The sequence below is a fragment of the Neolewinella aquimaris genome (assembly GCF_014197245.1).
In the GTDB taxonomy this organism is placed as follows: Bacteria; Bacteroidota; Bacteroidia; order Chitinophagales; family Saprospiraceae; genus Neolewinella; species Neolewinella aquimaris.
The window spans coordinates 872376-896928 of record NZ_JACIFF010000001.1 but is presented as its reverse complement, the minus strand read 5'-3'; the positions used below and the strand labels follow the sequence as shown (position 1 = coordinate 896928).

Sequence of the window (24553 nt, the reverse complement as noted above, 5' to 3'; positions counted from 1 at the left end):
ACTTTCGCGGTCGGGAGACCGCGTTGTGCTAGCCGAATGCGGCGAAGATGGCGTATTCGGCGAAGAAGAGGAGCCAGATGTTCTGGTAGAAGCGGGCGATGGAAGTCTGCTGGTCTAAATCCAGCCGGCGACCGATCAGTTCGAAGGCGCCGAGCAGTACGAGCTGGCCGATCCAGATGCCCGTAAATCCCTCCCGGAAGGCGAAGTAGGCTACCCCGACCAGCGTGGCCCGGAGCAAGAGGGCACCGATGCGGTAGACCCAGTTGCGGTTTTTTACCAACGAGAGAGTTCGGATGCCGTACGCCGCGTCCCCTTCCGTGTCGGGAAGATCTTTAAACCAGGCGATCACGATCCCGAAGGTGAACACCGCCGCCGTCAATAGCCATACTGTGGTGGGGATGACCGGATTATCGCCCAGCCACCAGCGAAAGTGCAGGTAGAGCAGCAGGTTTACGATCAGTCCGCGCACCACGATGATGCAAAACGCCGCCCAAAAGTGAAATCGCTTGAGGCGGACCGGCGGTACGCTATAGGCCGTGCCGATGACCAGGCTGGCAATGACCGTAGCCGGCAGGAAGGGCGGATACACGAAGCAGGTCAGCAACGAAAGGACTAGACATAGGCCCACAATGCCGTATCCGGTGGTAATGCTGTACGCACCGCTGGCTAATGGGAGGTACGGTTTGTTGATGCGGTCGATCTCGACGTCGGTCAACTGATTCAAGCCCGTGATGTACACATTCGCGCACAGGCAGCTGACCAGGGTGAGACCGAACATGCTCCAGTCGGAGGTGTGTAGGTGCCGACAAGCCATGAGGTACAGCGCCAGCAGGGAAACCGTGGTGCCGACGATGGTGTGGGCGCGGGCGAAGCGCAAAAAAGTGAGCATGGCGCAGGGGATTAGTTAGTCGACCAGCGCAATACAACTGATCTCGACGTTGACGTACTTCGGCAGGTTGGCAACCTGGACCAGGGCACGGGCCGGAGCGGTGGCTTCGTCGAAGTACGTCGCGTATACCGTATTGATGCGACTAAAGTCTTCCATGTCACTCACGAATACCTCGCACTTCAGGACCTGTGACATGCTGCTGCCGCCGGCTTCTACGATGGCCTGTAGGTTGTCCATCACCCGCCGGGTTTCCGTTTCGATGTCTTTGGTCAGGAGTTCACCGCTGGTGGGGTCGAGCGCGATCTGGCCGCTCACGTATAGGGTTCCGTTGGCCAGGGTAGCCTGATTGTATGCACCGACGGGGGCGGGGGCATTTTCTGTCTGAATGATCTGCTTGGGCATGGGTAGTATTTTCCGCAAGATAGAAGAGAGTTACCAAACGGAAATAGCCCGCCGGCAGGGCCGGCGGGCTAATAAGCGTTGATTAAGCCTAACGACGGGGACTAATCCTCGTCGTCGGTATCTTCAACCGTTTCTTCCACGACTTCGGGCGCCTGCACGAGCAGGTTGCCGTTGTAGTACAGGTTACCGTCGCTGTCTTTGTAGGCCCGGTGAGGCTGGTGCACTTCTCCGGTGGTCTGACAGGTGGTCAGCGTCGGGGCGGTAGCCTTGTAGTGAGTGCGACGCTTGCGTTTGCGTTGCTTGGAAATCCGGGACTTAGGATGTGCCATGGCGTATGTCTAATTTTAGCTTTAGTTATTGTTCAAGTCCTTGAGTACATCCCAGGGGCTAGGTTTGGCGTCCTCGGTTTCCGGTGCGGTAGGGACATCGTCCGGAGTGGCATACGTTGCGTCAATCCGGTCGAGCATCTCCTCGTCACAGGGGTAGGGCGGTTCGCCTTCCCGGCAGTCGTAGGTACGGATCATCGGAACGGCCAGTACCACCATTTCGTAAACGAACGGCGCCAGGTTAAAGTCATTCGTATCCGGATGCAGGTAAACGATCTCTCCCTCATCGCGCTGCTCCTCGGCCTCGGCGGTGAACTTTACGATCAACTGCCGTCGGTCGCGGATGGGTAAGTCGATTGGTGCCAGGCACCGATCACAATCCGTTGCAATCGTACCGACGAAGGCAAAATCGATCACCATTTCCCGCGACTGCTTATCGACAATCAGGTGCAGGTCAACCGCGGCCCGGTCGATGGGCGACTCGGGGAAAGCAGCAAAGAAAGCATCGTCAACCGCCAGGTCGTACTCATAAAACCCCTTTCCGAGCCCCTTTAGGGGTAAGATAAAAGCCGCGGGAGTAGACATAGGACGATCGTTTTGAACCGGAATAACACCCATTGGTGCCGTAGGGACGTTTCAAAGTGGGCGCAAAGGTACGGCGGCCTCCGCGATAAAACAAAACGTTTCAGCAGCTAATAATGGTAAAAGGACACATACGCGGTACGGGGCTCCCCGGTTTCTTCGTGGGGGTACTGGGTAACCACGCGCAGTAGGTTTTTGCCCTTCCGTAAGGGTGGATCCGCCAGGAACGCCCGCATTCCGTACTGTTCTCCCGCCGCATTGGTCAGATACTGGCGCTCGAGGGGGAAATCAGCGTACGGCCGTCCGTTCAGGTCGATGCTGATGTACTCTCTGGCGCAGGCAACGAGCCACTCCCTACGCAGTAACCTCCGTTCCTCCCGGGGAAGCGCTTCGTCGACTTCCGGTATACTGCAATCTTTTTCCAGGTACATCATCTCCCGCTCCGGCAGGGGAATCCACACCGACATCCCGTCCGCACTAGGTAAGCGCTCGGTATCCAGCACAGGGCGAACGTAAATTCCCTCGTACGCCTCGGCACCCCTGTTGGAGGTAGGCAGCAACAAACTATCCGCCGCCAATCGGTGGTACACCGGATCGACGAAAAATAGGGTATTGGAGCTGCTGAGGGTACTTGTAATACCGATCACCACGATGCCCGCCATACCGACCAAAAAGTAGCCCAGGAAAGATTTGCTGTCTGCGTAGTACGAGGTGACCAGGTTGCTTGCCGTCACGATGTACCGGCGCGCCAGGGGATAGGTAAATTTCGAAACCGCCAGGGATATCGGCCACTGATAGCGGCGCACCAGGGCCGTGTCCCGCAGGCGTTTTGAATGACTGATGGTCATAACCACGGAGAGCAGGAGAATGGGCAGCAACAAAATTCCGATGAGCGTCAATACCTGTCTGGGGTTGAACCCGTACCCGATCAGCCAGTTGTGCACGAAGATCAACAGCAGGCCGATCACGCCGAAGTTCAGGAACACTCCGGCGGTAGCGAAGGCCACGCCAAAGATGCCGCTCCCGAACCGATCGAGTTTGCCGATGAGTCCGTCCACGTCGCCGTACTCCCGCTTCATGTTGTCCTGGTAGTGCTGGCTAAACCGCTCGTTGGTCCGAAACCCACCCGGGAACACGGAATTCAATCCCACCAGTCCGATCCACAGAGCCCGCACGATGAAGTGAAAGATAAAGGTCATCACGAGCCCACTCGCCAGGAGCCGCCAGTAAATGGCCGCAATGTAACTGATGAAGAGGGTATCGCGATCGTAGTTCAGCAGAAAGTACTGTTCCGCCTGCTCGATCAACCCGGGAAGCTGCAGGCTGCCGAAAATGGCCGCACCGGAGATGATCAGTTCGGGTTGCCAGCTCTCCCGCTCAAGGCGGCGCAGCCACTTGGGTTTGTTATCGTCAATCGCCGAATCCTTCATGGGGGAGTTTTATCGCACCAGCGTGACCTGGCCGTCCTCCTGTAGTTCGGCACCGTCCTGTCGGAATTTGGCGACGTAAAGGTAGACATCGGCGTTCTGGGGCGTACCATCCTTGGTGCCGTCCCAACCCTCCAGCGGATCGTCGCTGGTGAATACTTTCTGCCCCCAGCGGTCGTATACGATCATGGTGTAATCCGTAATCTGACCGTTGAAGAACAGCCGGAAGCGGTCGTTGCGGCCGTCGTTGTCGGGCGTAAAGAAATCCGGAGCCTCTACCCGCGATTGCTCTACGGTAAGCACGATGGTCGCGGTAAAGGTGCAGTTGCCCTGGTCGCTGGTAAGCGTGACGGTGTAACTCAGGGGCTGCGGTTGATCACCGGAGGTACGCGGCACGGTCACCGTTATTTCTTGCCCCTGCGCCGAAGCGGGGGAATAATTCCCCGTCCAGTCGTACGTAAAGTTAAGCCCCGCCGGGACGTTGGTCACCCGCAGGATCACGTCGTTGCCGGAGAACAGAGAGCCACCGGATGTGACGGTAGTTCCATCTGCCAACTCAGCCGTGATGATGGGGATCACGCTCTGCCCCAACACGGTGACCTCAATACTGTCCGTCGCGCTCGAGCAGCCCTGGGCATCGGTGAACGTCACCGCGTAGGTACCCGATACAGGATTGTCGACGGTAATCTGTTGACCCGACTGGCTCGTACCGTTGGGCAGCAACCACAGGAAGGTGCCCGTGATTTCGGACGGCGTGGGGGTTGCATTGAGTACCAGCGGTTCGCCCGCGCAGATGGTGGAGGGCCCCGTGGCGTCTACGCTGTAGTCGTCGGCAACGATGAGGGTGATGGACTGGGTAGCGGTACCGCAATCACCGGTACTCTCGATCGTGTAGGTGGTCGTTTCCGTGGGACTAACCGTCGCGGAAGGGTCGGTAAGCTCGACTCCACCTCCGGTAATGCGGTAAGTATATGCACCGGACACCTGTCCGGTGATGAGCTGCCTCGAATCGCCCGGACACAACACCGTTTCCTGGGTAAGCGAAGGTTCCAGCACTTGCTCCACGTTGACGGTGTAGGAAAGTTCCGAACTGCACTCGGAGCCACCGGTCTCGACTTCGATGGTGTACATGGTGGTGGAATTCACCGTAGCGATGGGGTTAAGACACTCCGTGCAGCTCAGGGTGCCGCCCGGGTCCATCCAGGTGAGCGAACCGCTGCCCGACTCGAAGGTAGCCGTGATTTGCACCGGCTCACCGGGACACACGACGGGGTCCACCGGGTCGAAGGTGATCACGGGCGGTTCGACGACGTTGATCTGCACCTCCGTGGTATCGAGGCAGGCTCCGTTCGTAGTGACCCGCTGCAGCAGTGCAGTATCCTGAGCGGTAAACACCGCGTTGTAGAGTTCCCTCGGACTTTCCAGTCCCGGAGCTACGATCCAGTTGTGGGTGATCAGGGGGAAGTCTCCCGGATCGTAGACGGGCGACTGAACGATGATGGTATCCCCCTGGCAGTACGGGTCCTTTACCGGATCCAGGGTCATGCTCAGGTTTTGCGGCAGACTATCCAGGCGTACGGCGACGGAATCGATCCGGCGGCAACCGTTGATTTCGGTTTCGGCGTAATAGGTGATGTCGGCTACCGGTCGGACGGTAAAGGTGTTCCCGAGGGGCGGACTGCTATTGAAACGGCTCGGGGACCAAGTGATCACTCGCTCCATGCTGGGCGTATCGATGACGGTCAGGACGATCGAATCGACACCCAAACAGGCAAAGACCGTGTCCTGAGGAATGTCAAAAAAGCCGGGAATCACGTCGAGGGTGACCGACTGTCGGTCCTCGCAGCTGCCGTTGTCGGAGCTTGATATAAGGGTGTAGGTCGTTTTTTTACTTACCTGAACCACGAAGTTCGGGTCCTGACCTTCGGCAATCACGTCATCCCCCGCCAGTAAGCGGTAGCTGGTGTTGCCGACATCGGTGACCACGTCGCTCAGCAAGTTGATGGGGTACCCCTGGCAAACCGTGGCCGGATCGATCAGGGTGGGGACGACGAACCGGTCTACGTTAATGTAAATGCTGTCGCTCACGGTGCAGCCCGCCGCCGTGCTGGCCGTCACCCGGTAGAAGCCGCTGAACGGGGGGCGTACCCGCGGACTGGCATCGGAGGGATCGTCCAGAAAGCCCTCCGTCGGGCTCCACTGGAAACTCGGGTTGGTCAGTGTAGTGGTTTGACGCAATTCGACAACGTCACCGAGGCAAATATTGAGCGTGTCCGGATTGCTGATGGTTACGCGTCCGCACGGATCGCTTTGTCCCCACAGGATCGGAGCGGCCAGAGTGAAGAGGAAAGCGAGGAGTAGACGTTGATTCATATCGCGGCGCCGGATAGTTTGTAGGCTGCCAAAGTACGAATTTTACCAACGTAGATCGGGCCCCAACGACCGGCTGGGTCGGCTGGCGGCTATTCGGGCGATAACCAGCTTCTTACCTCGTTCACGGTCACCAGTTCGTAGTCGTTTCCCCAGGCCGTATTGATGTAATTCATGATGTTGACGATCTGAAAATCGGTCAGCTCCTTGTTGGCCGGCATGAGGTGATCGTACGTCACCCCGTTCACGACCATCGGACCTTCCATCCCGGACCGGATGCCACGCACTACTTCATCCGGCCGGTCCCTGAGGTAATCCGCCCCCGCCAGCGGAGGGACGAGGCGTCCGACCCCCTGTCCTTCCTCCAGGTGACAGTTGTTGCAGTGGGTGGTATATAGGGCCTTGCCCTGTAGGTGTTCGGTCTTACCGCAGGCGTGGGCCAGAATCATCAGGAGTGCCGCCAGAAAAACGAACGAACCGGTCTTGCGCATAGCCCTTTTCTAAGCTAACCATCCGCCGGGAGCATGGTTGCCGATCGGTGGAAATCCTACAATTCCCCCGGTCCGTCGCCCTGGCCCGCTCGAATTTTGCGCTCGAGGTCGGCCAGGTCCTTTTTGATCTCGTCGTTGGTCTCCATCAGGTCGCGCACGGTTTTGATGGAGTAGAGTACGGTGCTGTGGTCCCTGCCTCCGAACAGCCTGCCGATCGCCTTCAGGCTCTGATCGGTGAATTGTTTCACGAGGAACATGCTGATCTGCCGGGCCATAACGACGTGCCGCCGCCGGGTGGAACTGGACAACTTATCCACCTCCAGGTCATAATACTCCGCCACGGTACGCTGGATCACTTCCGGCGTTACCTCCTTATTGATCTCCGTGACAAAGTTCTTCAGCACCTGTTTGGCCAGGTTGAGATCAATCTCCTTGCCGTTGTTGACGCCGCTGTGCAGTACCAGGTTGTTGAGCACTCCTTCGAGTTGCCGAATGTTGTTCTGGATGTGGTAGCAGATGAATTCCATCACCGGTGGGGCGATGTGCACCTCATTCGCACTTGCTTTAGAGGCGAGGATGGCCATGCGGGTTTCGAGGGCCGGGGCACTCAGGTCGGCCGTCAGTCCCCACTGAAAGCGCGACCGCAGCCGTTCCTCAATGTCGAGTTCGATGATCGGCCGGTCGCAGGTCATCACGATGGCCTTGTTGTTGTGCCGCAGTACGTTGAAGAGGTTGAAGAAAACGTCCTGTGTCTTCTTGCGCTTGATCAGTTGCTGGATGTCGTCCACCAGTAGCACATCGACGTTCTGGTACCAATTGACCAGGTCATTGGTGCTGTTGTTGCCGATGCTCGTCACCAGCTGGTTGGTGAACTCGTCGGTGGTGACGTAGAGGACCGACTTCTGTGGAAACTTGGCCGTAATGTGGTTGCCGACCGCTTTGAGCAGGTGGGTCTTGCCGAGGCCGACCGGACCGTGAATGACCAGTGGATTGAAGGCCGTATTCGAGGGGTTGTCCGCTACGGCTTTGGCTGCGTTGCGCGCCAGGCTGTTGCAGTCGCCTTCGATGAAGTTGGCGAAGGTGTACTTACCGTCGAGGTTGCTTTCGATCCGCGGGCGCGTCATGCCGGGGATGACGAAGGGGTTACTGGGTGTGGGGGCGCGTTGGCCGCGTTCGTTTCCCGCAGCGACGGCGAAGGCGGCCGCTTCCTGCTTAGCGGGTTTGATGCGGTACTGCAGGCGGCCGGCGGTGCCGAGGGCGTGGTTGAGCGCCCGCTTCAGTACGTCGATGTAGTGCTCCTCCAGGAATTCGTAGAAGAGCCGGTGGGGCACCTGTATGGTCAGCTCGTTGGTGTTCAGGGCAACCGGTCTGATGGGGGCAAACCACGTCTGATAGCTCTGCGGATCAACGCTTTGGCGTATGATGAGCAGGCATTTTTCCCAGACGGTGGCGTGATCCATTTGTATTCCCAGTTGCACAGTAAAAGTCGTTCCCGACGGCAGGCACTACTGCCGCAGGTGGTTAAGAAAACGTGTATATATCAGTAAGTTACCGATCGAAACAAGATGCTAGGCAGCCAGGCCGGTGAGTACTCCGGGCGTACAGCAAAGGGTCGGTTCAGCCCTATTCTTGAGTCCTAAAGGGGTGCCCGTAGCCATTCGAGCGGGTAGCAAATATGAGGCTTCACGACCCACTAAGTCAAACGATCGACCGACTTTTATCGCAAAATCTTGTTTGGCATGGATTCCCCGCCAGAACGGCAATTTTGACATAAGCAGCTTGCGTGACCGAGCCAATTATACCCGCAAATTGTTACAAGCTACGCACCCGCGTTCCCCGCCCTCCGGAAACGTGATGTCCAATCGGCCAAGCCTCAGGCCCGCAAATCCCACCTGATTAATGATGACCGGCTTGCCCTCCGCATTGTCCACCGTGACCGGCTGATCGAGAAAGGTATGGGTGTGCCCGCCGAGGATTACGTCGATGTTACGGGATGCAGCGGCCAGCACGACGTCGCTCACTTTTTCGCTCCGGTAGCGGTACCCGAGGTGGCTCAGGCAGACGATGAGGTCGCACTTTTGGCGGGTACGCAGGTGCAATGCGGTTTGGTTACCCCGCTCGACCGGATCATGGTAGGTGGTTTTCCCGTAAAGTGCCGCGGGTACCAATCCTTTTAGTTCGATCCCCAGGCCGAATACGCCCACCCGAATGCCCTGTTTATCGAATACGCGGTAGGGTTCCACCCGGTCCTGCAGCGGGGTGCCCGTAAAGTCGTAGTTAGCGCTCAGCATGGGGAAGTCGGCGTGCCCGAGTTGGGTAGCCAGGTTCTCGATGCCCCCGTCGAAGTCGTGGTTGCCGATGGTGGCGGCATCGTACCCCATCTGCGTCATCAGCTTCATTTCGAGCTCGCCGAGGAAGAAGTTGAAGTAGGGCGTACCCTGAAAGATGTCGCCACTATCGAAGAGCAGCACGTTGTTTTCCTGTTGCCTGATCTGCCGAATCAACGACGCCCGGCGGAGTACTCCTCCCTGATTGGCGTTGCGGCCCCCGTCGTCCGGGAAGGGATCGATCTGGCTGTGCCAGTCGTTGGTGTGCAGTATGGTTAGTCTTGGTTCGGTGCGGCGGGGGCCGGCCGAGAGTAGGTCGGGCAGTAGCATGAGTCCGCCACCAACGGCCGCCTGTTGCAGGAAGGATCTTCTTTTCACTGGTTGGAGATTTTAATGCGTTGGCCATCGGACCCAACCGAAATGGGCCCCTGACTTTTTCCGGCGTACTCGATCAGCAAATCGCGGATCATTTTGCCACTACTGATTTGCCGTTTTCCCACCAGCATGGCGGAATCACTGCCGCCGTTTGCTACGTAGTCGGGTGCCGCGATATAGTAGGTTTGGGTATCGTCGACGGGCTTGCCGTCGACGGTCATGGTCACCTCCGTACCCTGGCGCTCGGCCCTCAGGTTCGCACTGACCGGCCAGCCGCCATCCAGTAGGGTGTGGGTCACGAAGGCGCGCAAGTCAGCCCCCGTAACTTCTACCAGGACGAGCTCGTTATCGAAGGGCATCAGGCCATAGATCTCGGAAACGAGCAGCGGCCCTGCGCCGATCTCCGACACCCTCAGGCCTCCGTAATTCTGTACCGCGAACGCAAGCTCGTACTCCGGAAACAGATCGTGCGCCGCCAGCGCGAGGAGATCGGCAGTCCAATTGCCCAGATTGCTTTCGGGCTGTCCCTTCAGCAGCGGCGTTTCAACCTCGGCGAGCACCCGGTTCATTACCGCTTCCAACTTGGTTGCATACGGTTGTATCGTAGCTTCCATACTGGTAATGGACGGGGCAGCCGTATCGACCCCCATTGCCGAACTGATCTCGTAAAGTTGGGGAGCGGCGGCCGGTTCACCGAGGTGCCGGTTGCAGGAACCGAGCAGAAGGAAAGCTACCGCCAGTGAGGCAGCCAGGGACCGGGGGTGGGGGAGTATCATGCGGTGCGGGAAAAAGTTGACGTGAATAGGGCCATCCAGCCACCGATCAGGAGCAGGCCGCCAATGGGAGTGACGGGGCCGAGAAAGGCTACGGGGAGCCCGTGAACTTCCCGCAGGCTCAGGAGGAAAAGAGAACCGGAAAACAACACGATGCCCACGATCCAGAGCCAAACGGCTAGCCGCAGGCGGGCCGGTTCAATTCCATACATCCGGTAAAGCACGGCCGCCAGACCGACGGCAAAGGTGTGGTAAAACTGGTAGCGAACGCCCGTTTCGAAGGTAAGTAGCTGCGGCTGGCTTACGAGCTCCCGCAGGCTGTGGGCTGCGAATGCGCCGAGCCCGACACTCAGGGCACCGAGCAGGGCGGTGATCCGTACAATTGTGCTTCGGTTCATGTGGCAAAGCTATCTACTGCGGGGGGATCAGCACCGAGAATTCGGGCAATCTGACTGGATTATGGCAGTGTTTGCTGTAGATTGTCCGCGCAGTTCATTCACTACAACGCCACGATCATGACCGCTTACGTATTTCCCGGCCAGGGAGCCCAGTTCACCGGAATGGGAAAAGACCTTTACGACCTCAGTGGTCTCGCCAAATCACTGTATCAGCAGGCGGACGAAGTACTAGGTTACGCACTCTCCCGCGTCATGTTTGAAGGCGATGAGGAAGAACTCCGGCAAACACGTATCACCCAGCCGGCCATTTTCGTGCATTCCTGTATCACCTACCTCACTACTTCGGAAGAATTACGCCCCGATGCGGTAGCCGGCCACAGCCTCGGTGAGTTTTCCGCCCTGGTCGCCGCCGGTGCGCTGACCTTCCCCGACGCGCTGCGCCTCGTCAGCGAACGTGCCCTGGCCATGCAGGATGCCGCGGACGCTCAACCGGGGACCATGGCCGCCGTTCTGGGACTCGAGGACGATGTCATCGAAGCGGCCTGCGCCGAAATCGAGGATGTAGTGGTTCCGGCGAACTACAACAGTCCCGGTCAGCTGGTTATTTCCGGATCCGAAACGGGCATCGAACGGGCCAGCAAGATTCTCGCCGATCTGGGTGCCAGAAGGGTAGTGCCGCTACCGGTCGGCGGAGCATTCCACAGTCCCCTCATGGAACCGGCCCGGGAGCGACTCGAAGCGGCCATCGCACAAACTCACTTCAGTCCGCCTAATTGTGAAATTTACCAAAACATCGATGCGAAGGCCAGTCTGGATCCGACGGAAATCCGTCGCAAACTGATCGCCCAACTGACGGGGCCCGTGTACTGGACCCAGACGATCCGCAACCTACAGGCCGCCGGAACGGAAACCTTCGTTGAAGTGGGGGGCAAGGGAAATATTCTCGCCGGATTGATCAGGAAAGTGGACCGTAAATTGACGGTACGGCAATTGGAAACCCTGACGGGGGCCTAGCTGGCCTTGCGCTGCTTTATCTCGTCGCGGATCTGGGCGGCCCGCTCGTAATTTTCCTCGCTGAGGACGTCTTCAAGCATGGTGTTCAGTTCCCCGACGGTGTAGCTGGAGAGGCTGTCCGGCTGGCGACTGCCCGTATCCGAAAGGTCCTGCATCTGCATTTCATCGTCCCCTTCTCCCTCCAGCACAATCCCGGCGTTCTGCAGGATCATTTCGTAGGTGTAGATGGGGCAATCGAAGCGGGTAGCCAGGGCGAGGGCGTCGCTGGTGCGGCTGTCGACTTCAATGATTTCACCCTCGCGATCCAGGACCAGGCGGGCGTAGAAGATGCCTTCCTTGATGTCGCTGATGATGATCTCGCGCAGGTCGGTGCGAAGGGTTTCGAGCGTGTTTTTAAACAGGTCGTGGGTCATTGGGCGCGGTCCGGTCATTCCCTCTATGGCAATCGCGATGGCCTGGGCTTCGGCACTGCCAATGATGACGGGCAGCCGACGGGGTCCGTTGGTTTCTCCCAGTACCACGGCGTAGTTCAGCGATTGGGTAACGCTGCGGCTGATGGCCATGACTTTTAGCTCGATCTTATCCATGCTACTACGGTAAATCCTGTAAAGTATTTTTAACGGATGACCCGGATGGATGGTTTATCCCAACCGGCTCCGTCTAAGGGCGGGCAAAGGTAAGGATTCAAAATCAGTCCACCAGCTTTGCGGCCTGCCATAACTTTTCCATCTCGGGCAGTGACATGCCGTTGAGCCCCGATTCACCGGCCCGGGATTCGACGTACTCGAAGCGCTGCCTGAATTTTCGGTTGGTCCGCTCCAGGGCGGTCTCCGGATCGATGCCCTGCCAGCGCGCGTAATTGATTAGACTAAAGAGCAGATCGCCAAATTCCGCTTCCTTCTCTTCCGGCTTCTCCGCCTCCCTGAATTCCCGCATTTCTTCTTCCACCTTATCCCAAACCTGATCGGCATTGTCCCAGTCGAAGCCGAACTGGGCCGTTTTCTCCTGCATACGGAGAGCCTTCACTACGGCGGGTAGTGCAGTGGGCACGCCGGAAAGCACGGTTTTCTTTCCCTTCCCCTCCGCTAATTTAATCTCTTCCCAGTTGCGTTTTACCGCCGCCTCGTCCTCGGCCACCACGTCGCCGTAGATGTGGGGATGGCGTTTGATGAGCTTGTCGCTTACGGTGTTCAGGGCATCGGCAATATCCCAGGCACCCTGCTCCGAGGCAATGCGCGCGTAGAAAACCATGTGCAGCAGGAGATCACCGACTTCTTCTTTAATGCCATCCAGATCTTCGGAAAGCAGCTCGTCGGCCAGTTCGTAGGTTTCTTCGATGGTGAGCTTCCGTAGGCTCTGGAAGGTCTGTTTGCGGTCCCAGGGGCACTGTTCGCGCAGCTCGTCCATGATGGTGAGCAGTCTCTGAAAGGCGGTCAGTTTCGAATTCATGCCGCGAAGGTCCGGCTTTTTGGGCAGGAGCATTATGTTTAGGGCAAATTATTGTGATTTGCCCTGGTATGTCCTGCTGCTGGTTTTTGCCGGCAGTTCGCTCTATTCTCAGCGTACGCTATTTCCCAACTTTGATACCCGCAGCCGCAGCCTGGGGGGTGCCGGACTGACATCAGTCGGGGTAGACGCGCTGTGGACCAATCCGGCGGGACTGAGCAACACCGAGCGAACCGCCGCCGCCGCGAGTGCCGAGCAACGCTTCGGTATCAACGACCTGACCATCGCGTCGGTGGGCATCGTACTTCCTCAAGGCTTCGGTGCGCGACTGGCCAGTTTCACTCTTCCGGGCTACGCCGAACAGCGCACGGGCATCGGTTACGGGCGACGCCTCACCGAACGGTGGTCGATCGGGACTGAACTGGACTTTTACAACCAGACAACCCACGGCTACGGCAGCAAACGGCAACTTGCTGCGGGACTGGGGATGCACTACCAGGCGATAGCGGACCTAACCCTGGCGGTGCGGCTCTATCATCCGTTCGCGCGGAAGGGGCATTCTCCCCGAATTTCTCTCGGCACCGCTTACCGCCTCAGCGGTCAACTGCTGTTATTGCTGGAGTGGGAGCGCTTCCGGCAAGGCAACGCATGGCGGGCCGGGATCGAGTACCAACCCGATCCGTCGATCTCGCTGCGTGCGGGGGTGATCGGCGCCACCGGGGAGCTTAGTTTGGGAATCGGCTACCGGGTTCTCCGGCGCTTCGAGTTGAATGCTGCAGCCGTTGCCCACGCCCGTCTCGGTGTAAGTCCCTCGGTCGGAATCGTCCTGCGGCCCGAACCGTAGTCGATGTAACTTATGCGGTGTATTTTCGTTAGATAGTTGTCGTCGCAACAGTTCCGGCGCAAAGTTTCGATCTATGAAAAACTCAAGCGGGCCGGTCCGGCAATTTCCGCTGGCCGAGCAGGCGCTGCAGGATCTTCGTGCATCCCGGATTACCCATCTTCCCGATTTTACGGATACGGCAAGTACGTTTCGGCACCTGTCCGATGCGAGGTTGCTCGGGACCCGTCGCTTGTTTCGCCTAATGGGCAACCGCCTGCTTACCCGGATTATGGGCTCGCTTGGCCTACGCGCCGTGGAATACAGCCTGCCCGGAGCGGAGTGGATGGTTAAAAATACCGTTTACCGCCAATTTGTCGGCGGGGTGTCGCTCGAAGAGGCCGTGCCGGTCATCAATATGCTCGCCGAACGCGGGGTGGACAGCATCCTGGATTTTGGTGCCGAGGGCAAAGCAAGCACGGCCGGAATGGAGGAGGCCATGCAGCAGAGCCTGCGCGCCACGGAATTTGCCGGTAGGACCGACGCCGTGATCGGATCGGTCGTAAAGCTCACAAGTATCATGCCCTTCAATTTACTTGAACAACTGAATGATACAACCATTGATTTCGAGCACATTACGAACAAGGACCTACAGGTTGGTATCGATCGGATAGACCGGATCTGCCGTCTCGGTCGGGAACGCGGGAGCGAAGTTTATATCGACGCCGAAGAGAGTTGGATACAGCACACCATTGACCAGATATGTGAATACATGATGGCCCGGTATAACCGGGAAAAGCACGTCGTTTTCACTACCTGCCAGATGTACCGCCACGATCGCTTGGGTTACCTCAAAGCATTGCACCTGCGTGCCCGCCAGCAGGGGTTCAAGCTAGCGCTTAAGGTCGTACGGGGAGCCTACATGGTCAAGGAAAGGAAGCGGGCGGAGGCCACGGGCCGGCCTTCTCCGATCCAGCCGACCCTCGCGGCCACCCACCGCGATTACGATGCCGCGATTGCGTACTGCGTCGATCACCACGAGGAGATTGCCTGTTGCCTCGCCAGCCACAATGAGGCGAGTACCGTTAAACTAATCCTCGCCATGCAGGATCGGGATATTCCCCGTGACCACCCCAACCTGCGGTTTTCACAGCTGCTGGGGATGAGCGGTAACCTCACCTTCAACCTCGCCGAAGAAGGCTTCAATGTGAGCAAATACATGGTATACGGACCAGTAAAGGAGGTTTTTCCCTACCTGCTGCGGCGGGCTCAGGAGAACACCTCGGTTACCGGAGAGAGCAGTCGTGAACTAAGCATGCTCAACGAGGAGGTGCGGCGACGCGGAATCTAAACCCGTTCCCGGTTGCCTCCGTAATCCTGACCCATCATCTGCCAGACGGTGATGAAGAGCGCGGCAACGGTGGGCCCGATCACGAAGCCACTGAGACCAAACATCGCGATGCCGCCAAGGGTGGAAATCAGGACCACGTAGTCGGGCATCTGGGTATCCCTGCCCACCAGTAGGGGACGGAGCAGGTTGTCCACCAGGCCGATAATGAGGGAACCCACCACCACGATGATTATACCGGAAGTAACGTTGCCCTGAATGAACATGATGATCGCGGCGGGCACCCACACGATGGCACTGCCGCCCACGGGTAGCAGGGCCAGCAACATCATGGCCACTCCCCAGAGCAACGCGGCCGGAATACCGAGCACGGCGAAGAGTATTCCGCCGATGGCCCCCTGCACGAAGGCGACAATGAGGGTCCCCTTGAGGGTAGCGCGCGCCACCTGGGCAAAGCGACGGAAGAGGGTGCGTTCCCGCACGTCACCCATGGGGATGGTCCGGACGAGCGCCCGCTCGATGGCCCTGCCATCTACCAAGAAGAAGTAAAGAAGATAGATGACGAGCGTAAACTGAATAATGGTGTTCAGCAGGCTGCTGCCGAAGCCGATGGCCCAGTTCGCCACGAACTGCCCGCCCTGGCCCACCGCGGTGTTGAAACGCTGCCGTAAATCGGCGGTACTTACCCCAAAATCGGAAAGGGCATTGGCAAGGTCGGGCAGGCTGGTGTCGATGTAATCGAAGACGACGGAGGTATTGAACGATCCCGCCTCGATCTGACCGTACAAGGAAATTGCCTGGTTTACCAGCGCTAGCGTGAGCAAACCGAACGGTACGATGACGAATAGCACGACGAGCAGGGTGGTAAGTCCGGCCGCGATGCTGTCGCGCCCGCGCAGCCAGATTCTTAGTCGCCGGTAGACGTTGTAAAAGATCACCGCCAGTACGGCCGCCCAGAAGCAGGTAAGGAGGAAGGGGCCGATAAGTCCGAAGAAGGCTACCGTAGTAAGGGTAACGAGGATAAAGAAGATGGTCTTCCTGACCCGCCGGGCGGTGGTACGGTCGTTATCGAGTCGCATAAGGGGTATTAAATTGTGCGGCGAGCCAGTCGGCTGCACCGCTTCACTATTACCCACCTGGGATGAAGGTGTTCGGTGGGGATGTCCCCACGGAGATAAATACTTTGGGGCACCGGAGACGGCAGCCACCATTTTTTCGTTATCAAGCTGTTTACCTTACACTTACTATGACCTTACGTTTCCGCTGCCTGGTCCTGCTGACCGCTTCCCTTGTCCTTTCCTTACCCGCCGTCGCCCAGAAGTACAGCAACGAGTTTCTGACGTTCGGGGTAGGCGCCCGGGCCCATGGGATGGGTACCGCAGTGGTTGCCGGCCAGAATGACGTCTACGCCGGTGCCTGGAATCCCGCCGGCCTGGCTGGTCTACCGGCCGAACGCGGACTGGAGATCGGAGCCATGCACGCCGAATGGTTCGGTGGGGTAGGGAACTACGATTTTCTCGGGGTCACGATGCCCCTATCCAGCAACAATCAGCGCATCGGGGTCAGCCTCATTCGCTTCGGCATCGATCAGATTCCCAACACCCTCTCGCTCTACGAAGCCGACGGTACGATCAACTACGACAACGTCACTGAGTTTTCGGCCGCCGACTACGCCTTTCTGGGAACCTATTCGCGCGCCTTTATCCGGGGGAAGGGAGTGCTCCGGGTCGGCGGCAACGTGAAGGTGATCCACCGCAACATCGGGGAATTCGCCAGCAGCTGGGGGTTTGGACTTGACCTTGGCGCCCAGTACCAACGCAACGATTGGACGTTCGCCCTCCTGGGCCGCGACATCAGCACCACCTTCAATGCGTGGAGCTTTTCCTTCAGCGAGGAAGAACGGCAGGTCCTGGAGATCACGGACAACGCGATACCCATCAATAGCGTTGAAACCACCACGCCTACCCTTATTCTGGGGGTTGCCCGCTCTTTCACCATCACGGAACAGATCGGCCTGACCGCCGAACTCGATCTGATCGCGACCACCGACGGGAAGCGAAACACCCTGGTCAGTGCGGATCCGGTGAGCCTCGACCCGGCCTTCGGAGTGGAGGCCGACTACGGCGACTTCGTTTTTCTCCGCGCCGGCGTCAGTCAACTGCAACGCATACGCGATTTCGACAATCAGGAGGCCATAAATTCACGGCCCTCGTTGGGATTAGGCCTCAAGGTCGGGCAGTTGTTCGTTGACTACGCTTACACCGATTTGGGCGATAACGAGGGAAGGTCTACCTACAGCCACATCGTCAGCCTGCGTCTGGGCATTAGTCCAAAGAAATAGGGGCGCCCTGCGTGCAGGACACCCCCTTCGGAGGGTGGAAGACCGGGTTTGAACCGGCGACCTCTGGAATCACAATCCAGCGCTCTAACCAACTGAGCTACAACCACCATTTAACCGCCTTCCTAGGAAAGCTCCGCAAAGGTAAATAGTTCCGCTCTATTCAAAAACTTTGGGGGCATAATTCTTTAGTGCTTCGTCCATTTGCCGCTGCAGATCGAGGGCGGCACGTCGCGGATCCTCGGCGTAGAGGATGCCCCGGCTGCTGTTGACGAGCAGGCCGCACTCGTCGTTAAGTCCGAAGGTGCAGACCGCTGCGAGATCGCCCCCCTGAGCCCCGATGCCGGGGACGAGAAAAAAGTGATCCGGCGCGATGCGCCGCAGGTCGCCGAAGCGCTCCGCCCGCGTAGCGCCGCATACGAACATCAGGTTGTCGGTCGACCCCCATTCCATCGCCGTGCGCATGACGCGTTCGTACAGGGGCTGTCCGGTATCACCCTGAAGGGCGTGTTGAAAATCGCTGCTTCCCGAATTGCTCGTAAGCGCGAGCAGAATGGTCCACTTTCCGGCCTCTTCCAGAAAGGGTTGTACGGAATCCGCACCCATGTACGGTGCTACCGTAATCGCATCGGCGCCCAGGGTATCGAAGGCGAAGCGAGCGTAGTAGCGGGAAGTGTTGCCGATGTCACCACGTTTGGCATCGGCAATTATCAGGTGGTTGTTGCCGATATAGGCAATGGTCTGCTTCAGAATACGGGTGCCCTCAAGACCAAGGGCTTCGTAAAAGGCGGTGTTTGGTTTGTAGGCGACGCACAGGTCGCGGGTCTGGTCGATGATCCACCGGTTGAAGGCAAGCACGTCGCCGGAAAAACGCTCCGGGATGCGACTTACGTCAGGGTCGAGACCGACGCAGAGAAAACTTCGTTTAGAACGGATACGCTGTACTAATTCCTGCTTCTTCATCCCTTTTTCTTAAGGGTGACGAAGGTAAGGATCACTTCATAAAGGAGTAATCCAACGATTCGAAGGAGGGCTCTACCCGGCGGAAGGGATGTTTAGCCTGGATCTTGAACCGTAGGCAGACATCTGGATAGGGCGATTGAATGAGCTCAGCATACAATTCAGGACTCATATTGGAGTAGGCGATGGTCGTAGCGCCACTAATAAAGGTGATGTAGAGGATGCGATTTTCCTGGTCGTAACCGGCGAAGGAAGCCATTTCGCTTTTCTTTCCAAAGTTGTGATGTTCCATGATTTGCGTGCTTAGGTGTGACAGCTAAAACAGACAAACGTTAAAAACGTTCACATCTGAAATATAGGAAATAGAATAATATTTTGAAGTTACGACATTATTCTTACAAATAAATGGCGTATTTGCCTCTATCCCAATAAAATTGTTATGCCACTCAAAATTTGGGACAACGCACCCGATTTCCCTGGGCTTCCAGTTGCGTATAAGTAATGCTTAATTCGAATCCTCCCCGGTTGCTGGTCGCCCGACTGAGTCCGCCAACGGCAAGGTCGTAACTCAGTCCAAGCTGCACATTGTCTGCCTCCAGGCTCACGGCAACGATCACCGCGCCAAGGCCGGTACGTTCGTTGTGTGCGTTGGTCAGTTGCCCCCATACGCCCGCCCGCAGGGCCACTTCGCGCCAACCGCGTTGGGTGTACCGGAAGCTGCCGCCGATGGTACTGCTGAAACTAGGGCCCTGCACCATTGCCCTTACGACGGGGAGAAAACTGAGGTATCCCTGCCCGAGCGGCAGTTCCCCGCCACCGTGGATCACGTACCGTCGGGATAGTAGATCGGTGTAGTCAGGTAACGGAGATACGTTGGGACGCGTCAGGTGGTAGGCGGCCCCCCCCAGGTAGGCACCCGAACGATCACCGAAGGTGGCAAACCACGCCACCCCGATATTGATATCCGGGTACAGGCGGCCACCGAGACCACTGTAAAGCTCCCCGCTCGGAGCGGATCGATCCAGATAGGATTGGCGCGACGCCGGGTCCACGAAGTACTGCTCCGAAAACCAGAGCTTGTTCATGTCGAAGCCACGCTGGCCCACCCCGAGTTGCACACCGCCGGCCAGGTAGTGGTGGATGTTCCCCCGGGAGCCGCCGCCGTAGAGCTGTTGTTGGTAGCTTCCACTCAGCACGCCGCTGCTCCGTACGAAATTGCTCTCTCCCGCCCGGTCGTGTTGCAGTTGTACCCCGAAGCCGGCATAATTGCCGCTGCGGAGGCGTTCCCTGAATTCCGCGGAAGCCGCCATGCTGCGGTAGCCTTCCGTATGCTGGAGCGTCGTATAGAGGGCCTGATAGTTGGCGGTAACCCGCAGCCGGCCATTCATCACGCCGGTCAGGGCGGGGTTATTCAACATCGGTGTGGTCCACAGCTGACTGAAACGTGCATCCTGGGCGCGGACGCAGGAGCAGGCCAGTACAGCTAGGAGCAGTATCCACAAACCGGAATGCTGGGGTGTACGTAGTTTCATGTTAGCGGATCAGGGTTGTATGGCCGGAAAGCAATTCCTGGCTACGGTCTTCGTATTCTATCCGCAATTTGTAGAGGTAAACGCCGGCGTTTAGGGGGGTGCCGTCGCGTCCCGTCCCGTCCCACCCTCGGTCCGGATCATTGACGCTGAAATCCCCGTCCTCGAACAACAACCCACCCCAACGGTCGTAAACCGCTAGCGTAATTACCCGCGTTCCGGGTCGTCCGTGTACCAGCAGTCGGTCGTTGCGTCCATCCCCGTTCGGACTAAACCCCGTCGGTACGGCTACCTCCCGGATCTTACGCACCTTCACCCTGAGCTGATCCTCACCCTCACAACCCAGTCCGTCCATCACCGAAAGGGTGTAGGTGATCTCATAAGTGGGTTTCGCTACGGGATCGCGACAATCCGTGCAGCTCAGGGTGCCTGGATAGGTGGCCGACCAGCGGTAATCGATCTGCCCCGTGCCGGAGTCACTCACGTCCGGCACAAGGGTCAAACTGTCACCAAATACAATCTCGATGTCATCACCAAGGTCAACGGTAATTGCCGGAGGGTCCTCCACCGTAATCGTATCCTGGCTTGTGCAGCCGGCAACGTCCCTGACGTAGATGATGTACGTACCCGCTCCAATGCCGATGAGGCTTGGTGCATTGGAAAAGACCTCGTTGTCGAGGCTATACGTAAGGGGGGCGCGTCCGCCACTAGCCGCAATATCGATGCGTCCGCTCGCTTCCCCCCCGCAGGTGGCGGGAACGGTGGTTGTCTCTACGCTGATGGGTGAGGACTCCTCCAGGATAAACTCGGCGGTTGCCTGACAACCCCCGCCGTCCGTAACGGTCACCGTATACGTGCCGGCCGCAAGACCCACTAGGTCCGCGCCCCGAGCTCCCGTTGACCAGCGGAAGTCGTACGCTCCCGTTCCACCGGAAACGCTCGTAGTGATGGCCCCATCCGCCTGGCCGGTGCATCCGGCATCGGTAGCTTGTCCGGTAACGACAAGTAGATCGGGACTGGAAATCAGGAGGGTAGTATCAATGCTGCAGCCGCTGCTGTCGGTAAGGGTAAGTTTGTACGCGCCGGCCGGGCGATCGGTGATGGCGGGTCCGGACGCAAAATCGGCACTCGCTCCCCACACCAGTTGGTAATCGTTCATCGTGCCGCCGGGACCACTCAGGTTGCTGATGCGAAGTCCGCCGTCCCGGGCACCGAAGCAGGAAACGGGGGTAGCAGTTACATCAAACACAACCGGCCGCGGGGGAGTGTAGCGATAACTTGCCGTGCCCGAGCAACCCGCTGCGTCCGTCACGGTGACCGCGTAGTCCCGCTCCCCGGGCGTAACCGCAATCCGGGAGGTAGTATCGCCGGTCGACCACTGAAAGGCGGTGAAACCCGGTTCGACGGTGAGGTACTGCTGCGCGGTGGCATCGCATTTGTCCTCACCGGCAACGACGATGGTCGGTTGTGGAACCGGACGGTTTTCGATCGTAAATTCAATGATCTTGGTACATCCGCCGGCATCGGTCACCCGGACGCTCTGGTCTCCCGCCGGGAGGCGAACGGCCGTGGTGTCGGTCTCGCCACTGCTCCATAAGAAAGTGTAGGGCGCTAGCCCACCGGTAGCCCGGGCGGTCCGGCTGCTTGCCGAACTACCAAAACAGCCCGCTACACTGTCCGTAAGCATAAGGGTCAGCTCGGTATCGGGCTCACTGATAAATACGCTGTCGGAGATGGTGCAGCCATTGCCATCCGTAACCGTGACCATGTACTCCCGGGACGTTAAGTCCCCTTGTTGTGCGAGATCGCTACCGTTGCTCCATTGGAAGGTATACGCTCCGCTGCCCCCGCTGGCGGTTGCGGCAACGGTACCATCCGTTCCACCGCGGCAGCTTACTGGCGTGGTGGAAAATTCCAGGTTGAGGGGGGCGGGTTCCTCGATGTCGACCGTCACGCTATCGCTACAGCCCAGTTGATCGGTTACGGTGAGGGTGTACCGTCCCGCTTGCACTGCACCTGCGTTCCCGCCACTCCGCACGTCGGAATCGCTCCACTGGTAGCGGTAGGGTGGAGAGCCGCCGGCCGTTACGGTCTGAATAGCCCCGTCACTGCCACCCGCACAGCTTACGTCGGTTCGCCGGTCTAGGGAAAGGGTGAGCGGGGGAGGGAATTCAAGGTCGTAGCTATAGGTGGCGGTACAGCCGTTCTCCGCGGTGACGGTCAGCTCGTATGCGCCCTCGGGAATGCCGCTCAGGTCCTGGGTGGTGGCTCCGTTGCTCCAGGCATAAGTTGCGTTCGGTAGGGGAGTAACCGGCGTCAGATCGATTCCTCCGGTTTGATTGTCCTGACAGGCCAGGATATACTCAGCCGTGAAGTCTGCCGCAAAGGGCTTCACGTCGACCTTAATCGAGGAAAAGGAGGTGCAGCCATCCGAGTTGCGGGCCGTAAGGAAATACTCGGCGGACTGGGTGGGTGTAATGATTGGGTCAGGGCAGTCTGTGCAACTCAGGTCACCGGTCACGGGCGACCAGCTGTAGGTGATGGTGGATTGACGGATGCCTTCGACTGACCAGGCGGTAAGGCGGTACGTACTGCCGTTGCCGGTGTCGCTAAGCTGTAGCGTCCAATCGCCGTTGATGCGGGCGCCCCGCAGTGCGGCCCAGCGTGGTGAATTGTCGGGGGTAAAACACGATACCAAGTTCGTTCCGCTGATGGTGCCGCGGGGGATCAGGACCACCCTCGTTCCACCCGGTGAGACGATGCTCGCTTCCAGCCCGCTCAGGTCGCCGCTGCTGCTTAAGTCGATGCAAATGTCTCCGAGGTCCGTAGCCGGATCAGAGATGGTGGCGGGCAGTTGATCCGATATGCGCAGAGTCGATTCGTACGGACTTGCCGGGGGTGCATCGGTGCTGGCGAATGATAGGTCGGTGTAGGCTTCCCAGCGTACCGGGGTAGATTCTGCGGGCAGATTAGTGGTCAGGCCGGGCCGAAACGGGGTGCTCTCACAGACCGTGGTATCGAGCTGCATACCCAGCGGTGGTGGGCAGCTGAAGCAGGCGGCACTGTAGGGTGACCGGATGCGCACGGGCACCAGGGTATCGTACCGACAGCCGAAGCTGTCCAGCGTTACGAGCCGCTGATTGGCGAATCCGGGGTTCTCGCCGGTGTAGGTGATTCGCTGGGGGCTGTAGTCGGAGTGGATGCCCGCGTCCGCCCACTCTGCGGAAATCAAGGGTACGGTAAACGTTTCCGGGGGGTCCACCAAGTTGTCGGCAAACTTGATCGACCAGGAGAAAACGGTGCCGTCGTCCTGATCCTGATTGTCGATTACGTTGAGCGTCCACGTGCCGTTCAGCGGGCAGCCCGCCAGGGGATCGAAAGAACCGTCGAGCGGCAGGTAGGTTACTTCCGGTGGGATGGTAGCGGGACCACCGGGGCCCGAAAGAAACGTTTGGGCGTAGAAAGGAACGGTATACACTCCGTCCGCGGACCAACAGTAGGTGAAGGGTTCACCCGGGTTTCCACCGTTAGCAGTTGGCTTTCCCAGGAGCTGGTTGGTTGCGCCCCTCCCGGTAGGATCGTACTGAAGTAGGTCGACCCGGCGTCCGTTGGGGCATTCAACCCACATCGAGATATCACCCGCGTAACTGTGTTCTACGTCAACACATATTTCCACAATGCCGTCTCCGGAGGTAAGCACTTGCCCTTCCTCAAAATCCCGCAACACGATACTCGACGACTGTAGGATTCCGGCCTGGTCCGGAATGTCGATGCGTTCGGAAAAAGGTTGGGGCTTGGTAAAGTTTACCGTTTTTGGCGTAGCGTTGATGTTGAGGTCGGTATCATCCTGATCGCCGATTCCGAGCGTGACCGATTCTCCCGGACAGATGACCAGGGGTGTTGTGCGGTCGGCCGAAAAGTCAGGGGGAGCGGACACTCTCACCCGCTGTGCGATATTGTTCTGGCTGCTGCACCCCTTATTGTCGGTGATGTCCAGTTCGACGATGTAGCCCCCCGGCTCGGTGAAAACTTTCGTGACCTGTTTACCGGTTGCGGTGGTACCATCCTGGAAATCCCAGCGGAAGGTGGAGGTCTCATCGCGCTGCGGATACCGGATGCCGTTCTCGGGGTACCGGGCGCCACCGGTCAACACGATCTCGTCGCCAACGCACACGTCGATGTAGCCGCCGGCGGCGGGTGCGACGGCGGGGACCGAAGAAACCAGTTGCGCGATGATGGGCTGACAGGCCGCCACGCAGGAGACGTCGGCTTCCCAACCAGCTTTATTTCCGTTGCTTTCGAAGATGACGGTAAGGCACCCGCTGTTGTTGCCGGCGGTGGCCGTTACCCGGATGCGGTCGGAGTTGTTGTTTGCCGTGATCTGGGTGAGCGTATCCGCATTCTCGGTGTTGCCGTTCAGCAGCGTAAGGGTGCCCCGAATGTCGATCACCGTAAAGAGCAGTTCGACGTGGGTATTCTCCGGATTGCTGTTGTCCGAGCAAATGGTGATCACCTGCCTGCCGCCCGCCGGGGAGTGGTTGCCGTTGATGCCCCCTCCATCCACGAAGGTTGCGTTGCACGCCGCGACGCTACCTCCCGTCGTGATTCGGATTTCCTGGCCGTAAGCCAGCGATCCGACCAGACAGAAGAGCAAGATGTAGAGCCTTCGTAGGTAATTCTGCGACATACACTGCAAGTAAGGAAAAGCCAGGGCTATCTTTGGCGCAAATCGTGAGAT

Annotated in this window: 22 protein-coding genes and 1 tRNA gene; 4 read left to right on the top strand and 19 right to left on the bottom strand. The window is 58.5% G+C overall.

The window, feature by feature from the left end; genetic code table 11:
- Positions 1-28 precede the first annotated feature (28 nt).
- The 11 genes from GGR28_RS03555 to GGR28_RS03505 form a co-directional block, all read right to left on the bottom strand.
- Positions 29-889 carry a homogentisate phytyltransferase gene (locus GGR28_RS03555; RefSeq protein ID WP_183494333.1) on the bottom strand — a complete coding sequence of 287 codons (861 nt, stop codon included), beginning with the start codon at positions 887-889 and terminating at the stop codon, positions 29-31.
- A gap of 15 nt (positions 890-904) precedes the next feature.
- A complete protein-coding gene (locus tag GGR28_RS03550) occupies positions 905-1291 on the bottom strand; it encodes a Rid family detoxifying hydrolase (RefSeq protein WP_183494332.1) in 387 nt (128 codons plus the stop codon).
- A gap of 101 nt (positions 1292-1392) precedes the next feature.
- Positions 1393-1620, bottom strand: coding sequence for a 50S ribosomal protein L32 (rpmF, locus tag GGR28_RS19165; protein ID WP_183494331.1), 228 nt, complete (start codon positions 1618-1620; stop codon positions 1393-1395).
- Positions 1621-1641: 21 nt separating this feature from the next.
- On the bottom strand, positions 1642-2202 hold the full coding sequence (locus tag GGR28_RS03540) for a YceD family protein (protein ID WP_183494330.1): 561 nt from the start codon (positions 2200-2202) through the stop codon (positions 1642-1644).
- 107 nt (positions 2203-2309) lie between these two features.
- On the bottom strand, positions 2310-3629 hold the full coding sequence (locus GGR28_RS03535) for a hypothetical protein (RefSeq protein WP_183494329.1): 1320 nt from the start codon (positions 3627-3629) through the stop codon (positions 2310-2312).
- Positions 3630-3638: 9 nt separating this feature from the next.
- Entirely contained in the window at positions 3639-5999 is a 2361-nt protein-coding gene (locus tag GGR28_RS03530) for a T9SS type B sorting domain-containing protein (RefSeq protein WP_183494328.1), read from the bottom strand.
- Between the two features lie 89 nt (positions 6000-6088).
- Complete coding sequence (locus GGR28_RS03525) at positions 6089-6487, bottom strand: c-type cytochrome (protein WP_183494327.1); 399 nt, start codon at positions 6485-6487, stop codon at positions 6089-6091.
- Positions 6488-6543: 56 nt separating this feature from the next.
- A complete protein-coding gene (dnaA, locus tag GGR28_RS03520) occupies positions 6544-7947 on the bottom strand; it encodes a chromosomal replication initiator protein DnaA (RefSeq protein ID WP_183494326.1) in 1404 nt (467 codons plus the stop codon).
- Between the two features lie 336 nt (positions 7948-8283).
- On the bottom strand, positions 8284-9192 hold the full coding sequence (locus GGR28_RS03515; RefSeq protein WP_319936695.1) for a bifunctional metallophosphatase/5'-nucleotidase: 909 nt from the start codon (positions 9190-9192) through the stop codon (positions 8284-8286).
- A complete protein-coding gene (locus tag GGR28_RS03510) occupies positions 9189-9965 on the bottom strand; it encodes a 5'-nucleotidase C-terminal domain-containing protein (RefSeq protein WP_183494325.1) in 777 nt (258 codons plus the stop codon). Before GGR28_RS03510 ends, GGR28_RS03515 begins: the two co-directional genes overlap by 4 nt.
- Complete coding sequence (locus tag GGR28_RS03505; protein ID WP_183494324.1) at positions 9962-10360, bottom strand: DUF423 domain-containing protein; 399 nt, start codon at positions 10358-10360, stop codon at positions 9962-9964. The genes GGR28_RS03510 and GGR28_RS03505 overlap by 4 nt, the downstream gene beginning before the upstream one ends.
- A 117-nt stretch (positions 10361-10477) precedes the next feature.
- On the opposite strand from GGR28_RS03505, the gene fabD reads away from it, so the two are divergent.
- Positions 10478-11374 carry an ACP S-malonyltransferase gene (gene fabD / locus GGR28_RS03500; RefSeq protein WP_183494323.1) on the top strand — a complete coding sequence of 299 codons (897 nt, stop codon included), beginning with the start codon at positions 10478-10480 and terminating at the stop codon, positions 11372-11374.
- Here fabD and GGR28_RS03495 read toward each other — a convergent pair.
- Entirely contained in the window at positions 11371-11961 is a 591-nt protein-coding gene (locus tag GGR28_RS03495; protein WP_183494322.1) for a bifunctional nuclease family protein, read from the bottom strand. The genes fabD and GGR28_RS03495 overlap by 4 nt on opposite strands.
- Positions 11962-12064: 103 nt before the next feature.
- Positions 12065-12823 carry a nucleoside triphosphate pyrophosphohydrolase gene (gene mazG / locus GGR28_RS03490; protein ID WP_183494537.1) on the bottom strand — a complete coding sequence of 253 codons (759 nt, stop codon included), beginning with the start codon at positions 12821-12823 and terminating at the stop codon, positions 12065-12067.
- A 58-nt stretch (positions 12824-12881) separates the two neighbouring features.
- On the opposite strand from mazG, the gene GGR28_RS03485 reads away from it, so the two are divergent.
- Positions 12882-13664, top strand: coding sequence for a PorV/PorQ family protein (locus tag GGR28_RS03485; protein WP_183494321.1), 783 nt, complete (start codon positions 12882-12884; stop codon positions 13662-13664).
- A 73-nt stretch (positions 13665-13737) separates the two neighbouring features.
- Positions 13738-14991, top strand: a complete 1254-nt coding sequence (locus GGR28_RS03480; protein ID WP_183494320.1) for a proline dehydrogenase family protein — start codon at positions 13738-13740, stop codon at positions 14989-14991.
- Here the strand turns inward: GGR28_RS03480 and GGR28_RS03475 are convergent.
- Complete coding sequence (locus GGR28_RS03475) at positions 14988-16067, bottom strand: AI-2E family transporter (RefSeq protein WP_183494319.1); 1080 nt, start codon at positions 16065-16067, stop codon at positions 14988-14990. The genes GGR28_RS03480 and GGR28_RS03475 overlap by 4 nt on opposite strands.
- Before the next feature lie 167 nt (positions 16068-16234).
- On the opposite strand from GGR28_RS03475, the gene GGR28_RS03470 reads away from it, so the two are divergent.
- Complete coding sequence (locus GGR28_RS03470; protein ID WP_183494318.1) at positions 16235-17329, top strand: putative type IX sorting system protein PorV2; 1095 nt, start codon at positions 16235-16237, stop codon at positions 17327-17329.
- A 32-nt stretch (positions 17330-17361) separates the two neighbouring features.
- Here GGR28_RS03470 and GGR28_RS03465 read toward each other — a convergent pair.
- The 5 genes from GGR28_RS03465 to GGR28_RS03445 form a co-directional block, all read right to left on the bottom strand.
- Positions 17362-17437, bottom strand: a tRNA-His gene (locus GGR28_RS03465).
- Positions 17438-17485: 48 nt separating this feature from the next.
- Positions 17486-18289 (bottom strand): orotidine-5'-phosphate decarboxylase, encoded by an 804-nt coding sequence (gene pyrF / locus GGR28_RS03460; RefSeq protein WP_183494317.1) that lies wholly within the window; start codon positions 18287-18289, stop codon positions 17486-17488.
- A gap of 31 nt (positions 18290-18320) precedes the next feature.
- The gene (locus GGR28_RS03455; protein ID WP_183494316.1) at positions 18321-18578 is read right to left on the bottom strand and encodes a KTSC domain-containing protein; all 258 of its coding nucleotides are present in this window, start codon (positions 18576-18578) and stop codon (positions 18321-18323) included.
- Positions 18579-18732: 154 nt separating this feature from the next.
- Positions 18733-19818, bottom strand: coding sequence for a PorP/SprF family type IX secretion system membrane protein (locus GGR28_RS03450; RefSeq protein WP_183494315.1), 1086 nt, complete (start codon positions 19816-19818; stop codon positions 18733-18735).
- Between the two features lies 1 nt (position 19819).
- Positions 19820-24502 carry a proprotein convertase P-domain-containing protein gene (locus GGR28_RS03445; protein ID WP_183494314.1) on the bottom strand — a complete coding sequence of 1561 codons (4683 nt, stop codon included), beginning with the start codon at positions 24500-24502 and terminating at the stop codon, positions 19820-19822.
- Between the last annotated feature and the right edge of the window lie 51 nt (positions 24503-24553).